The organism is Geodermatophilus amargosae (assembly GCF_041028265.1).
Classification (GTDB): domain Bacteria; phylum Actinomycetota; class Actinomycetes; order Mycobacteriales; family Geodermatophilaceae; genus Geodermatophilus; species Geodermatophilus amargosae_A.
Window position 1 is genome coordinate 100,183 of record NZ_JABGCW010000008.1, and the last position, 14,766, is coordinate 114,948.

The 14,766-nt window shown below is 73.3% G+C and carries 10 protein-coding genes; all 10 read left to right on the forward strand.

Annotated elements, in window-relative coordinates:
* Nucleotides 1-187: 187 nt before the first annotated feature.
* The gene (locus HLV61_RS11105) at nucleotides 188-883 is read left to right on the forward strand and encodes a hypothetical protein (RefSeq protein WP_369255300.1); all 696 of its coding nucleotides are present in this window, start codon (nucleotides 188-190) and stop codon (nucleotides 881-883) included.
* Nucleotides 880-1,254 carry a LysM domain-containing protein gene (locus HLV61_RS11110; RefSeq protein ID WP_369255302.1) on the forward strand — a complete coding sequence of 125 codons (375 nt, stop codon included), beginning with the start codon at nucleotides 880-882 and terminating at the stop codon, nucleotides 1,252-1,254. Before HLV61_RS11105 ends, HLV61_RS11110 begins: the two co-directional genes overlap by 4 nt.
* On the forward strand, nucleotides 1,251-2,387 hold the full coding sequence (locus HLV61_RS11115; protein ID WP_369255304.1) for a hypothetical protein: 1,137 nt from the start codon (nucleotides 1,251-1,253) through the stop codon (nucleotides 2,385-2,387). The genes HLV61_RS11110 and HLV61_RS11115 overlap by 4 nt, the downstream gene beginning before the upstream one ends.
* A gap of 5 nt (nucleotides 2,388-2,392) precedes the next feature.
* Complete coding sequence (locus HLV61_RS11120; RefSeq protein ID WP_369255409.1) at nucleotides 2,393-2,932, forward strand: phage baseplate assembly protein V; 540 nt, start codon at nucleotides 2,393-2,395, stop codon at nucleotides 2,930-2,932.
* Between the two features lie 10 nt (nucleotides 2,933-2,942).
* The gene (locus HLV61_RS11125; protein ID WP_369255306.1) at nucleotides 2,943-3,284 is read left to right on the forward strand and encodes a hypothetical protein; all 342 of its coding nucleotides are present in this window, start codon (nucleotides 2,943-2,945) and stop codon (nucleotides 3,282-3,284) included.
* A gap of 5 nt (nucleotides 3,285-3,289) precedes the next feature.
* Nucleotides 3,290-3,652: a GPW/gp25 family protein gene (locus HLV61_RS11130; RefSeq protein WP_369255308.1), complete on the forward strand. Its 363-nt coding sequence runs from the start codon at nucleotides 3,290-3,292 to the stop codon at nucleotides 3,650-3,652.
* Nucleotides 3,649-6,699, forward strand: coding sequence for a putative baseplate assembly protein (locus tag HLV61_RS11135; RefSeq protein ID WP_369255310.1), 3,051 nt, complete (start codon nucleotides 3,649-3,651; stop codon nucleotides 6,697-6,699). Before HLV61_RS11130 ends, HLV61_RS11135 begins: the two co-directional genes overlap by 4 nt.
* A gap of 89 nt (nucleotides 6,700-6,788) precedes the next feature.
* Entirely contained in the window at nucleotides 6,789-9,911 is a 3,123-nt protein-coding gene (locus HLV61_RS11140; protein WP_369255312.1) for a baseplate J/gp47 family protein, read from the forward strand.
* A complete protein-coding gene (locus HLV61_RS11145) occupies nucleotides 9,908-12,268 on the forward strand; it encodes a hypothetical protein (protein ID WP_369255314.1) in 2,361 nt (786 codons plus the stop codon). Before HLV61_RS11140 ends, HLV61_RS11145 begins: the two co-directional genes overlap by 4 nt.
* Before the next feature lie 484 nt (nucleotides 12,269-12,752).
* A complete protein-coding gene (locus tag HLV61_RS11150) occupies nucleotides 12,753-14,441 on the forward strand; it encodes an eCIS core domain-containing protein (RefSeq protein WP_369255316.1) in 1,689 nt (562 codons plus the stop codon).
* Nucleotides 14,442-14,766: the final 325 nt, after the last annotated feature.

Here is a 14,766-nt window from a genome sequence, read left to right on the forward strand (position 1 = left end):
GGCGGCAGGGCCGGCCCCGCTGGAACGGCCCCCTGGGAGGCGGAACGCGATGGGAACCACCACGTCCTCGGCCCGTGCTCCGCAGGGGAGCCGGAGCCGCCGGCGCAGCAGGAGGTCGCGCCGACACCACGGGGATGGGGTCGACCCACCGCGCCTGCCCCGGCTCGTCGCAGCTGCCGCGGTCGGGGTGCCCGTCGCGGGCGTCGTCTGGTGGCTGGTGATGACGGTCTTCCCGCAGATCTCACCGCGCATCCTCAAGGGCGGCATCGCGCTGATCGACCCGGAGACCGGTCGGGTCGTCCGCGTCATCGCGCTCCAGTACAACCCGGAGACCCTCAGCCGGACCTTCCAGCCGCAGGCCGTGGGCGGGGACGGCGGGAGCGACCGCTCCCAGGCCCTGCGGCTCACCGGGCCCCCGATCGAGTCCTACAAACTCGACGCCGAGATCGACGCCGCCGACCAGCTCGACGACGGTGACGAGCTCGTCGGGCGGTACGGGATCCAGCCGTACCTCGCCGCCCTGGAGCTGCTCGTCTATCCGACCAGCGCCCAGCTGCAGGAGCACCACGCCGCCGCCGGCCGCGGCGAGCTGCAGATCGCGCCGGTCGAGGCCCCCCTGACCCTGTTCATCTGGAGCACGAGCCGCGTCGTCCCGGTCCGCGTCACGGACTTCAGCGTCGAGGAGGAGTTCTTCGACACCCGGCTCAACCCGATCCGGGCGAAGGTCAGCCTCGGCATGCGGGTGCTCAGCGTCAGCGACCTGGGCTACGACCACCGCGGCGGATCGCTCTACCTGCGGTACCAGCAGGAGAAGGAACGTCTCGCGGCCACCGTCCCCGGCGCCTCACCGGCCGTGCTCGGACTGCGGGAGGTGCCCTCGTGACGGTCGACGACCAGGCGCAGCGGCTGCAGGCACTGCTGCAGCCCCTGCCCTCCAGCGCCACACTGGTCCCGCCCACCAGCCGGTACGCGGGTGTCGGGACCGCGGTGTCCGACCCCGACGGGGAACGGCCGGTCCTGTACCTCCAGCGCCGCTTCGTCCCGCAGCCCGATCGACTGGCCACGCTGGGTGAGCACGTGGTCGTCGCCGGCGAGCGCACCGACCACGTGGCGGCCGCCGAGCTGGGCGACCCGGAGCTGTTCTGGCGGCTGTGCGACGGCAACCGCGCCGTCTTCCCCGAGGACCTGCTCCGCGAACCCGGGCGACGGCTGCGGGTGACCTCGCCGGAGGGCATCCCGGGGAGCCCGTCGTGAGCACCGCGGTCACGCTCTCGCTCTACCTCGGGCCGGTCCTGCCGCTGCCGGCGCCCCGTGCCGTCGTCGAGGCCGTCACCGAGGTCACCGTCACCGCGGGCAGCGGACAGGACGACGGTTTCGAGCTGAAGCTCGCCCTCGGCGACGACGCCACGCTCCTCCAGACGCTCTTCCTGCTCTCCGGCGGCGCGGTACCGCCGCTCATCCGGGTGGTCATCGCCGTCACCGTCCGCGGGTCGGTGGACGTCCTGATGGACGGCGTCGTGACCCAGACCCAGCTGGCCCCCGACACCGGTTCCGGTGCCACCCAGCTCGTCGTGCGGGGCCGCGACCTCAGCCAGGCGATGGACTACGTCGACCTCAGCGGCCTCTTCCCCTACCCCGCGATGCCCCTCGAGGCCCGCGTCGCCCTGATCCTCGCCAAGTACGTGGTCCTGGGCGTCGTCCCGCTCGTGGTGCCGACCCCGACGGTCGACGTCAACAACCCGCTCGAGCGGATCGACCAGCACTGGGGGACCGACCTCGGCTACCTCCGGGAGCTGGCCGGCATGGCCGGCTACACGTTCTACGTCGAACCCGGCCCGGCCGTCGGCGCCAGTGTCGGCTACTGGGGACCGACCCTGCGGATCGGGCCGGCGCAGAAGGCACTCAACGTCGACATGGACGCCGAGACCAACGTCGAGTCGGTCAGCTGCACCTTCGACCACGACTCCGCCGGCCTGCCGGTCATCAGCATCGAGAACCCCCTCACCCGGGTCCCGGCGATCCCCGTTCCCGTGGGCCTGGTCAACCCCCTCGACCCGCCTCTGGGACTCATCCCGCCGCTGCCGAAGAGGGCCGACATCGACCCCGACGCCGCGATCCAGAGCTTCCCGCGCGCGCTGATGCAGGCCTGGGCCGACCAGGCGGCGAGCAACCGTGCGGTCACGGCGCAGGGGACGCTCGACGCGCTGCGGTACGGCCAGGCGCTCAAGCCCCGCCGCCTCGTGGGGCTGCGTGGCGTCGGCACGGCCTTCGACGGGCTCTACTACTGCCAGCAGGTCACCAGCACGCTCAAGCGGGGGGAGTTCACCCAGGCCTTCATGCTCGTCCGGAACGGCCTGGTCTCGACCGTGGGGAGGATCCCGGTGTGAGCGCCATGACGGCCACGGGCGCTCCCGCCCGGCGTACCAGGCAGTACCTCGGCAAGTACCGGGGCGTCGTCGTGCAGAACGTCGACCCCCAGGGCATCGGACGGATCCAGGTGCAGGTCATCGGCGTCTTCACGCTCGCGTCGAGCTGGGCGATGCCGTCCTTCCCCGTGGCCGGCGCCCAGACCGGCGCCGTCGCCGTGCCGCCCCTGGGGGCCGGCGTGTGGGTCGAGTTCGAACGGGGCGACCCCGACCTCCCCATCTGGACGGGGTGCTACTACAGCACCCGGGCGGAGGTCCCCCCGATGGTCCAGCTCGTCCCCCCGCCGGTGCCGGCCGTGACCGTGCAGACCCCCCTGCAGAACGCCATCCAGGTCAGCGACGCCCCGCCGACCCCGGTGACGGGCGGGGTCGTCCTCCGCAGCGGCACCGGCGTCTCGGTCGTGGTCAACGACTCGGGGATCTACCTCTCCGACGGCAAGGGCGGCTCGATCACGATCACCGGAGGGGTCGTCACGGTGAACACCGGCGCCCTCGTCGTGAAGTGAGGAGGACGACGTGCCCGGCTTCCTGCTCGACATCGGCTCGACCGTCCAGTGCACCCACGCCGCGCCGGCGACGGCGCAGACCGGCAACACCCGGGTCCTGACGGCGACCGGTCCCGTCCTCACCGCCGCCGACCTGCACACCGTGGCGGGGTGCCCCTTCACGGTCCCCGGCCCCAAGCCGCAGCCGTGCGTGACGATCCGGTGGTCGCCGGCCACCCGGGTGTTCGTCAACGGCCAGCCGGCCGTCGTCCAGGTGCCCGGCCCCGGTCAGGGAATCTGCCAGAGCGTCGAGCAGATCCCGCAGGGTCCGCCGGTCGTCGCTGCCGTCCAGACGCGCGTCTTCGGGATGTGAGGCCGGTGTACGTCGACTTCCCCTGGCACTACGACGGGCGCGGTGCCACCGCGCAGACCTCCGAGGACGACCACGTCCGGGATCTGCTCGTCCAGCTGGTGCTCACCGACCCCGGCGAGCGGGTGAACCGGCCGGGCTTCGGGTGCGGGCTGCGCCAGCTGGTGTTCGCGCCCAACAGCCCCGAACTCGCGGCGGCGCTGCAGTTCACCATGCAGGCCGCCATCCAGCGCGAGCTCGGCGACGTCCTCACGCTGCAGGGTCTCGAGGTCACCAGCGAGGACGCGGCCCTCCGCGTCACCGTGACCTACGTCGTCCTCGCGACCGGGCGACCGGCATCCGTCACCGTCGAGCGGGAGGGCCTGCCGTGAGCGAGCCCGGGCTGCACTGTTCCGAGGACCACCGACGTCGCGACGTCCGCAGGTCCGAGCGGACGAACGGCATCGACTTCGTGGAGGTCGAGCAGGACGGTCGGCAGTGGCAGCTGTGGGTGTACCTGCTGCGCTCACTGCCGGCCGACGACGCGACAGCACCGTTCACGAGGGAGAACGTCCGCATCGAGGGCGGTGGCGGGGACGTGGGGGTGCTGGAGGTCCTCCCGGTCCCTGCCCCGGACCCCGCGCGCGACGACGTCGTCGTCCTCCGCCTCTCCGGCCGCGGCGGCCGGTCGCGGTACACGGTGCGGCTGGTCGGCACCGCGGCCGGTCCGATCCCCGACGTCGACCCGCGGTACCGGTCGGCCACGTTCAGCTTCGAGGCCGGCACGTCGACCGACGTCGACTGCCTCCCGGCCTGCGGGACCGCGCCGCCCCCGGCGACGGTGCCGGAGTTCAGCCACCTCGCCAAGGACTACGCCGGCTTCCGCCGGCTGCTGCTCGACCGCCTCGCCACCACCCTGCCGGGATGGCAGGAACGGCACAGCCCCGATCTGTACCTCGCCCTCGTCGAGGTCCTGGCCTACGAGGCCGACCGCCTCAGCTACGCCCAGGACGCCGTCGCCACGGAGGCCTACCTCGACACCGCACGGCTGCGGACCTCCGTCCGGCGCCACGTCCGGCTGGTCGACTACGCCATGCACGAGGGGTGCAACGCCCGCGCCTGGGCCTGCCTCACCGTGGTGGGCCATCCCGTGGTGGACACCGACGCCCTGTCGTTCATCACCGCGCCCGCGGGTGTGGAGCCCCTCGGTGCCACGCTCCTGCCCCGCGACCTCGCGCACGCGCGACGTGCGTCCTACGAGGTCTTCGAACCGCTCGTCGCCCCTCACCTCGGCGTGACGCCGCAGGACGTCGCCGACCCCGATCGTCTCCGCCGGCGGCTGCTGCACGACGACGACCCCCTCGTCGGCTACGTCCGCGCCACGCTCGCCGATGCCGACCGCGAGGTCCTCGAGCGCGAGGAGACCGACGACGAGGACCTGCCCGAGCTCGTCGGCGTCCTCGCCCGGTGGCTCGACGAGCTCCTGCACGCCCCGGGCCTCCTCGTCCGCACGCCCGAGTCGGCCCGCGAGGCCCTCGACCGCCACGGCGCCCTGACGGCGCTCACGGGTGCACGGCTGGCCGCGGACAACCGGGCGCAGCTCGAGCAGGCCTTCCCGGAGGAGCTCGGCGGGCCGGCGCGGCTGCGGCTGCACGCCGCCCACAACACCATCCGCCTCCACACCTGGGGTCTGCTCGACTGCTGTCTGCCCGAGGGTGCCACCGCCGCGACCCTGCTCGACGGCTGGGAGGGCCAGCCACGCCGGCGGGCCCTGCGCCACCTCCGTCCCGGGGACGTCCTCGTGTTCGAGGAGGTGATCGGGCCCCGGACCGGCGTGGCCGCCGACGCCGACCCCGCCCACCGGCACGCCGTGCGCCTCACCGCCGTCGGACCGGGGCGGGACCAGCTCCTGGGTGTCCCCGTCGTGGAGATCACCTGGGACCGGGCCGACGCCCTCCCGTTCCCGCTGGTGCTCTCCACCACCGGCCCGCCCCCGGAGTGCGCCCCGCTCACCGACGTCACCGTCATCCGGGGCAACGCCGTGCTCGTCGACCACGGGCAGACCGTGCGCGAGCCCGGACCGGTCGAGCTGCGGGACGGCCGGCGCTCCACCGTCGCGGTGCCCTTCCCGTCCCCGTACGAGGTGGTGCCGGCCGACGACGTGCAGCTGTGCTGCCTCCGGGAGGGCACGGCGGCCGAGCACCCCGTGCGCGGCCCGGCGTACGAACCGGTGCTGGACCAGGCGCCGGTCGTCTTCTCCGAGCCACCGACCGACGGCGTCCCGGCCACCGCCGCGCTCCGCCAGGACCCCCGGCGGGCCGTTCCCGCCCTCGTGGTCTACGGGCCGGTCGCCCGGCCGCGGCCCGGCCAGGACCTCGTCGAGCGGCCGCCCGACGCGACCATGACCTGGCCCACGACGTTGCGCTACGAGCGGTGGGAGGCCCGCCGCGACCTGCTGGCCAGCGGTCCGGCCGACCGCCACGTCGTCGTCGAGCCCGACGACGAGGGCGCGGCGCACCTGCGCTTCGGTGACGGTGAGTCCGGTGCCAGGCCCGAGCCGGGCACGCGGATGCTGGTGTCGTACCGGACCGGCGGCGGCGCGGCCGGCAACGTCGGGTACGGCGCCATCCGGCACGTCGTCCTCCGCGGGGAGGTCCGCGGCGGCCAGATCACCGGCGTGTCCAACCCCCTCCCCGCCCAGGGCGGCACCCCGCCCGAACCGGTGGAGGAGGTCCGGCTCCGCGCCCCCCACGCCTTCCGGGCCCGGCTCGAGCGCGCCGTCGTCGCCGAGGACTACGCGGCGATCGTGCTGCGCGACTTCCCCAGCCTCGTCCAGCGGGCGGTCGCCACCATGACCACCGAGCCCCGGACGGCCCAGGAGGCCCCGGCCCGGAAGACCACGGCGCGGAAAGCCGCCGCGCGGAAGGCCCCGGCGATGCACACGGTCGTCACCGTGCGGATCGACCCGCTGGGCAGTCCGCCGGACGTGCCGGCCCTGTGCGCCGAGATCGGCAAGCACCTCGACCGGCACCGCCGGATCGGCCACACCGTCCGAGTGGAGCCTCCGCGGTACGTCCCCCTGGACCTCGTCGTCGAGGCGGGCCTCCTGCCCGGTCACCAGCCCGGTGCGGTGCGCGCCGGGCTGCAGGACCGGCTGAGCGACCGGGTACTGCCCGACGGCACCCGCGGCTTCTTCCACCCCGATGCCCTGACCTTCGGTGACCCGGTGGCGATCAGCGCGCTCCTCGGCGCCGTCCACGCCGTTCCCGGGGTCGCCTGGGGACGCATCACGCGCCTGGCCCGCCGCGGCTCCGCCGGGCCGAGCCTCCCCGACGGCGACGTCCTGGCCCTCGGCGAGGACGAGATCGCCCGGCTGGACGACGACCCCGACCTGCCCGAGAACGGCTCCCTGACGATCTGTCTGGAGGTGGTCCCGTGAGCAGCTCCGGCGGGGCCGGCGTCGGCCACCGGTGCGGTTGCGGCTGCGAGAGCGGCCCCATGACCCAGTGCGGTGTGTGTCCCGCTCCGGTGACCGGGAGCGCGCCGCCCCCTGGCGGTACGGCGCTGACCTTCGCCCGGTCGACCCATCCCGCCGCGCTGGACCGGATGCGGCGGCGGCTGTCGGACGCAGACCTGCCCGCGCTGCACGCCCTCACCGCCCGCCACGCCGAGCTGCCGCTCGACCCAGCGCTGGCGCTCCTCGACGGATGGGCGTGCGTCGGCCACGTCCTGGGCTTCTACACCGATCGACTGGCCGACGAGCACTACCTGCGCACCTGCCGGCACCGTCGCTCGGCCGTCGAACTGAGCCGGCTCGTGGGGTACACCCCCCGCCCCGGGGTGGCGGCCGACGTCCACCTCGCGTTCACCCTCGGGGACGTCGACGAGCAGGCCACGCTCGAGGTCCCGGCCGGTACCCGCGCCTACAGCCAGCCGGGGCCCGGGGAGACGATGCAGCCTTTCGAGACCAGCGAGGCGCTGACCGGGCGCCCCCGCTGGAACGTCCTCCGCCCCCGGCTGACCGAGCCACAACGCGTGGCGGCGACCTCCCGGGCCCTCGACCTCCAGGGGACAGCGACCGGCCTGACGACGGGCAGCAGACTGCTGGTCTGCCTCGAGGGGACGGGCCACCTGCGGACGGTCGCGACCGTCGAGCCCCTGCCCACCGAGGACCGCACCCGGGTCCTGCTCGCCCCGGAGCCGGACGCGGAGCCGGAGGTCGTGCCCCGCCGGGTGCCGGTCCCCGTGGATGCCGCTCTGCTGGCGGACCTCCTGAGGCAGCCGGCCGGCCCGCCTCCCGACGACCACCGGGCGGGACCCGATCCCGGGCTCGTCTTCAGCAAGGACTCCTACGCGACCTACGGCCTGCTGGAGAGCGCGTACCCGGCGCTGCGCGGGACCCTCGCCACGGCCCTCGGCGGCATCTCGCACGGTGACCCCACTCCCGGCGTCACGGTGTACGCCATGCGGGTCAAGGCGGCCCTGCACGGGCACAACGCCTCACCCGTCCCGGTCGTCGACGATGACGGGAAGGTCGTCGAGTACCGCGAGTGGCTGCCGGAGGGAACCGGCGCCGAGCCGACGGAGCCGACCGGGCCGACGGAGCCGACCGGGCCGACGGAGCCGACCGGGCCTCCCGTGCCCTCCGTCGCCGCGGATTCCGTCGCTGCGGACTCCGAGGTCGCGGACTCCGGGGCCGCGGACGGGACCCCCCCGTCCCTCCGGGACGTCGTCGAGCCGCTGCGCGCAGACGAGATCGCCCTCGATGCCGTCTACGACGCCATCCTGCCCGGCAGCCGCGTCGTCATCGTGTCGCCGATCGACCCCGCACCGGCCGACCCCGCACCGGCCGACCCCGCACCGGCCGACCCCGCTCCGGCCGACCCCGCACCGGCCGACCCCGCACCGGCCGACCCCGCACCGGCCGACCCCGCACCCTCCCACGGCACGCGCGTCGAGATCCGCACGGTCGGGGGGGTGCGGACGACGACGCGGCCTGCCTTCCTCCTGCCGGTGCGGGTCACCGTGCTCGCGCTGGAGCCGCTGTACGCCGAGCCGGTACCCCCCGCGCCCGCGAAGCCTCTGGCCGAACCCGACCGCGACGTGCGTCGGACGGTGGTCTACGCGCAGAGCGAGGCACTGGACCTCGCCGAGGTCCCCGTCCCCGGGGACGTGGACGGCGCCGTGCTGGAGCTGGACGGGTACCACCCGGGGCTGCTGCCCGGCCGGCGCGTCGTCGTCACCGGGGAGCGCACGGACATCCTCCGACCGGACGACGGAGCCCAGGGGACGGGGCCGGTCGTCACCGGTGTCCACGGCACCGAGGTCGTCGTGGTCACCACGGTCGAGCACCGCGTGCCGGCACCGGCCGCGGAGCTCGACGTCGGCCTCCCGGCCACGGAGGAGACGCTGCGCACGGTGCTGACCATCGAGCCGGAGCTGTGCCACCGCTACCGGCGGGAGACCGTCCAGGTCCTCGGCAACGTCGCCCGTGCCGGCCACGGCGAGAGCCGCGCGGAGGTGCTCGGCGGCGGGGACGCCGCGCGCCCCCTGCAGACGTTCGCGCTCAAGCAGGGACCGCTCACCCACCTCCCGGCCGCCACACCGAGCGGCGTCCGCTCCAGCCTGGAGGTCCGCGTGGAGGACCTGCGCTGGCAGGAGGCCCCGCACGCGGCGGCGGTCCTGCCGGGAGAACGCCGCTACGTCGTGCGGTCCGACGACGAGGGCGCCACGTCGGTCACCTTCGGACTCGGGGCACGGTTGCCCACCGGGGCGGACAACGTCCGCGCGCTGTACCGCAGCGGGCTCGGGGTGGCCGGGAACGTCCGGGCCGGTCAGATCAGCGTGCTGGCCTCGCGGCCCAACGGTGTGACCGGGGTGACGAACCCGACATCATCGGCCGGTGGTGCCGACCCGGACCCGCTGGAAGCGATCCGCCGGCGCGCCTCCCTCGGCTTGACCGCGCTCGACCGGCTCGTCTCGGCGGTCGACCTCGAGGACTTCGCCCGCGCCTTCGCGGGCATCGGGAAGGCGCGGTTGACGTCGACGTCATCGGCGGATGGGTCGGTCGCCCACACGCTCACCGTCGCCGGTGTCGACGACGCCCCGCTGCCGACCGGCTCGGCGCTGCTCACGGATCTGCGTGCGGCGCTCGCGCGGTCCGGCGACCTGGTCGATCCCGGGAGCGGGGACCCGCTGCGGACCCGGGAGACCCCCGGGGCGACGGTCGACGTGCAGCCCCGGGAGGCCCTCCTCGTCGCGATCAGGGCCCGCATCAAGCTCGCCCCCGACCACCTCTGGGAGGCGGTGCGGCCACGCGTCGTCTCGGCCCTGTTCACGGCCCTCGGCTTCGAGGCGCGGGAGATCGGGCAGGTGCCGCGGCCCGGGGAGGCGATGGCCGTCATGCAGGCGGTGCGCGGCGTCGCGTGGGTGGACCTCGTCGCGTTCGGGACGATCGACACCGGCGACCCCGACGCGCCGAGGTCGCCCGAGGCGGTCGCGGACGCGGCCCGCGCCCTGCTCGCGCCCGATCCGGACGCTCCCGCCGGCGGTCCTCCCGGACCCGAGGTCGAGCCCACGACCATCGCGTACCTGTCGACGGCGCCCGGAACCCTCCTGCTCGAGCAGGTCCCCGAGGAGGCACGACCATGAGCGCCGACCGGTTCTTCGACCTCCTGCCGGGAGTGATCAGGTCGCACGACACGGAGGCGGGCTTCCCGCTGCGCGACCTGCTGCGGGTCCTGGGCGCCGAGGCGGACGTGGTCGAGGACGACATCCGGCGCATGTACGCCGACCTCTTCATCGAGACCTGCGAGCCCTGGGTCGTCCCGTACCTCGGCGACCTGGTCGGCCACCGGTGGCTGCCCGTCCCGGAGGGGCGCCCGGGCGACGCCGGGTCCTCGCCACTCGTGCCCCGCCGGGCGGTGGCGGACGCGCTCCGCCTCCGCCGCCGGAAGGGCACGCACGCGGTGCTCGACGACATGGTGGCCACGGTGAGCGGCTGGTCGGCGGTCCTCTGCGAGGGGCCGGGCGACGGGGAGTGCGCCGGGGCCGCTGAGCAGACGGTGACCGTGAAGGCGTGGCGGGTGCCGTCCTGGCCACTGACCTACGTCCGGCCCGACCGCGTGCGGCGGGGGCGGCCCGCCAACGCCTACCGGCTGAGCGTGCTCGGCAACGACGCGCCGTTGTTCACCTGCGCCCGGTCCGCCGTCGGGGACGACGAGGCCGAACCGATCATCGTGCGGCCGCTCACGATCGATGCGCTCGAGAGACATCTGGCTCGCCACTACGGGGAGGGGAGGAGCCTGCTGCTCCACGAGGACGGCGTTCCCGTCGCCCCGGAACGCATCGTCATCCGGGACCTCGGCGACTGGGACGAGGTGTTCGACGACGAGGTCGCCGTCGACCCGGAACGGGGACGCGTGATGTTCCCCGAGCAGTACGACGTCGGACAACTCACCGCGTCCTACTGCCACGGCTTCCCGATGGCCATCGGCGGCGGCGAGTACCCCCGCCCCACGCCCGGCATCCCCGTCGCCGCCTCGTTCTTCCGCCCCCACCACATCAGCGCGGGATTCCCCGACCTGCTGCTGACCGACGCCGGCGACTTCAGCCGTTACCTGCTCGGGCTCCTCGGGCCCGAGGTCGTCGCCGAGCTCGTCGAGCACCGCGAGACGGCCGGGGTCCGCCTGTGTGCAGCGCTCAACCGCGTGCTGCAGGCACACAATCTGCAGCAGGGACCGGTCGACCTCGGGGCCCTGGACCACGAGGCCCTGCAACTGCTCGACACCTCGGCGGCCGGTGCCGGCCGCATCCGGCTCAACCGCCTGGTGCTCGAGGCGCAGTACCCCGACGACGTCGGTCGCTCGCATGCCGTCGTCCGGGTCCGGGCCGGCGACGGCGCGACCGTGGTCAACGACGCCGTACGAGCCCTGCAGCAGTCCGACCGGCCACCGATCCACGCCGTCGTCGAGCTGTGCGACAGCGGCCTGTACGTCGAGCCGGTCGTCGTCGACGTCGCCGCCGATCACGTCCTGGAGATCCGCGCCGCCCTCGGCTGCCGGCCGACCATCGTCCTGCCGGCCCGCAGCGAGGACATCGACGACATGCTGCTGCGCTGCGGGACCCGGAGCCGCGTGGTCCTCGACGGGATCATGGTCGCCGCCCACGCCGTCAGGGTGTCGGGCGACCCGGCCGAGGTGGTGGTCCGGCACTGCACCTTCGTCCCGGGCTGGGAGCTCGACGCGGCGTGCGAGCCGTCCAACGGCGAGGAGGCCAGCCTGGTCCTCACCCACCGCCCCCGGAACCGCCACGGGCGCCGCGGCTACCCGGGACCGGAGGAGCCCCCGGTGCAGCTCCAGACCACGTGCGTGGAGGTGGACCACAGCATCGTGGGGACGGTCATCGTGCAGCGGGACGCGGTCAACGCCGATCCGGTACGGCTCCACATCACCACGAGCATCGTGGACTCCACGACCGCGGATGGCGACGCCATCGCCGCGCCCAACGGTCGCCGCGCGCACGCGACGCTCACCGTCGTCGACTCCACGGTCGTCGGCAGCACCCGCGCCCACGCCGTCGAGCTCGGCGAGAACTCGCTCTTCACGGCCGGGATGGACCTCGAGCGCCGCCAGGTCGGCTGCCTGAGGTACTGCTACGTACCGGCCAGCTCGCGTACACCCCGGCGGTACGCCTGCCAGCCGGACCTCGCGATGGCACCGGACGACGGGAGCCCGGAGGAGAAGGCCGCCGCGGTGGAGCCGAAGTTCTCCAGCCTGAGGTACGGCCACCCGGACTACTGCCGACTCAGCGACGACTGCTCGCCGGCGATCCGCGAGGGAGCGGACGACGACTCGGAGATGGGCGTCTACCACGACCTCCACGAGGCGCTGCGCAGGCGCAACCTCGAGGCCGCGCTCGCGGAGCACCTCCCGCTCGGGTGGGGCCTGCAGGTGGAGTTCGAGCCCTCCCCACAGCCGGCGCCGAGCGCACGGAGGGGGGGACGGTGACGACTCAGCCCCGCCTCGCGGCCGCGGGGATCGCATCGTCGTGCACGTCAGGCGAGCGGGTCCGAGCACCCCCGCAGAGTGAGGCTGCGGAGCAACGCGTGGAGGCGCACGGCCTCGTACGTTGCGATGGGACGCCGACCGGGTCGCTGCCCGCGACGGCCTCCTGCCAAGGCGCCGAGAGGCGGATCGGAGCGGAGAACTCATGATGGATCGCCACCTGTTCGAGCGTCGGCCGCTTGCCGGATCGCTCCTTCCAACCGTCCGCGCCCCTGGCACGTGGGACGCCCGGCCCAGCCCGGAGCACGGCGATCCGAGGTCGTCTGGCCTCCCAGGTGTTGCGCGACGCGCCGGCCGCGCCGCGGCTCCACTCGTCCGAGGTGCGGGTCTGCGGAGGGTCCAAGCCCAATTGACCGTCGGTCAATCCACGGATCCAGCCGAACGATCAGCTGACCAGGACGCGGACAACCTCATCGCGGGTGAGGCGGTGGACGTCGCCCCGGTCACCCGCGTATCACCCGCGGGCGAGGCCACCGCGGACGTCGAGTCGGTGGTACTCCGAAGGGCGAGCGGTGGTCAACCGCTGCCCGGCGAGCAGCAGGCCTACTTCGGCACCCGTCTAGGAGCCGACCTGAACTCCGTCCGTGTTCATGCCGACGGAGAAGCGGCGGAACTGGCTGATCGCATGGGCGCGCGAGCCTTCACGGTCGGGACAGACATCTACTTCGGGGAGGGTGCCTACCACCCGGATGATCCGGCAGGTCGCCGCCTCATCGCGCACGAGCTGGTCCACACCCTGCAGCAGAACACCTTCGGGACTGCGGTACAGCGGCAGGACCTGGAGGAGATCGTCGGGCGGGCATGGCGGTGGGGCGAACGTCAGGCGGAGCGTGCGGGTACTGCCGGAGAGGACCTGGCCGACCGGGCAACGGCATGGGGGGAGCGTCAGGTCGGTCGGGCCGAGCAGGCGGGAACAGAGGTTCTCGGGGAGCTGGAGGCAACGCTGACGGCCGGAACCGGCGCGGTGAGTCACATGGAGTTCGATGGCTCCACGCTCGAGTTGCAGGGATCAGTCCAATACACCACCCCGGCCGTCTCAGGGCTCAGATCGACGAACCGGCTCGCCGGCGGGCGCGATTGGACGAGCCCGTTGTACCAGGACGAGCCGAACAAGGGCCCCATTCCTGAGGGCGACTACTACGTGGAGCCATCCGAGGTCGAGAACGCACGGACGCACAACTTCAGTGCGGGGCCGTGGGGTCAGTACCGGACCCGCCTCCATGCCAGTCTCCTGACCACCGCCCGTCGCAGACTCCTGACCGATCGCACGGGCGGCTTCTATCTGCACAAGGACGGAGGTAACGACGGCACCGCCGGTTGCATCGGCATCCAATCCGACACCGCGAACAAGAAGGTCCACGGATACATCGCCGCCAACTCCGCCCGGATTCCCTTGTCGGTCCGCTACCCGTCGATTCCACCGGACACGAGTGAGCCCGCACCCTCGGCGGTGCAACGGTCCCCGAAGTCACCGGAGCCACATCGTCCTCGCGGGCTCGTTCCCGCCGACCCGAGGTTCATCCAGCGGCAGGCTGCACCAGTTCCGACCGTGTCACACCCCTTGGTCGTCGCGGGCATGGAGCGCTTGTCGAGCGATGCGTCACGATTCGGTCTCGGACGCTTTCCCGACGACTACTACGACACGTTGGCGCGCCACCTGTTCGAAGTGGCTCTGCGGCGTCGGGGCCGAGATTACGGTGCCGCCTTCCAGGAACTGAACGATCTGCAGTGGGGCGAACTGGGCGGTGAGTTGCAGCAGGAATACGTCAGGGTGGTCGGCACGGACAGTGCCAATGGATGGGACAAGTTCCGACACTTCACCTTCACCGCTTACCTGCAGTATCGCAGTGGAGGCTTCCTGCTTCCGGAGGCGTTCACGTACGGAAAGGAGATCTGGGATTCACTCGAAGGCTTGTTGGGTTATGACCCGGAGGGCTACAGCGTGCCTGACATCCGGGCAGACAATCGCGGCGAGCTGTTTGGCGAGCACATGCGCGCCCGGGAACTCGCGGAGGTGCGCACCCATTCGATGAATGAGCTCCGGCGCGTTCGGCGGGTGTTCATCGACCAGGATCCCGCTGATGTCATGTGGTTCATCCAGAATTTCCATCCGTGACTGAACCAGGTCGTGCTCTCGTCGCCTCCCTCGGGATCTCTGCCGGTCCGGGGCCCTGGTGACCGAGAGGACAACCTTGACGGTGCGTGTGGCACGGACGAGCTGGTGCCGGATCGCCGGCCAGCCGCGCCACCTGATGGACCACGCGCAGCGTCGCGCCGACGCCGTCGTGAGTGTGCTGAGCGTGTCGGCGTCCGCCACGTCGAGCGGTGGAGCGCGCAGTCCGGAGCTACCCCGCAGCGGGTACCCGTACCAGCGTGCGGTCGACGTCACCGTGACGGTCTGCGACAGACCGCACCGCCGCAGGTCGAGATCCCGGGCGGGC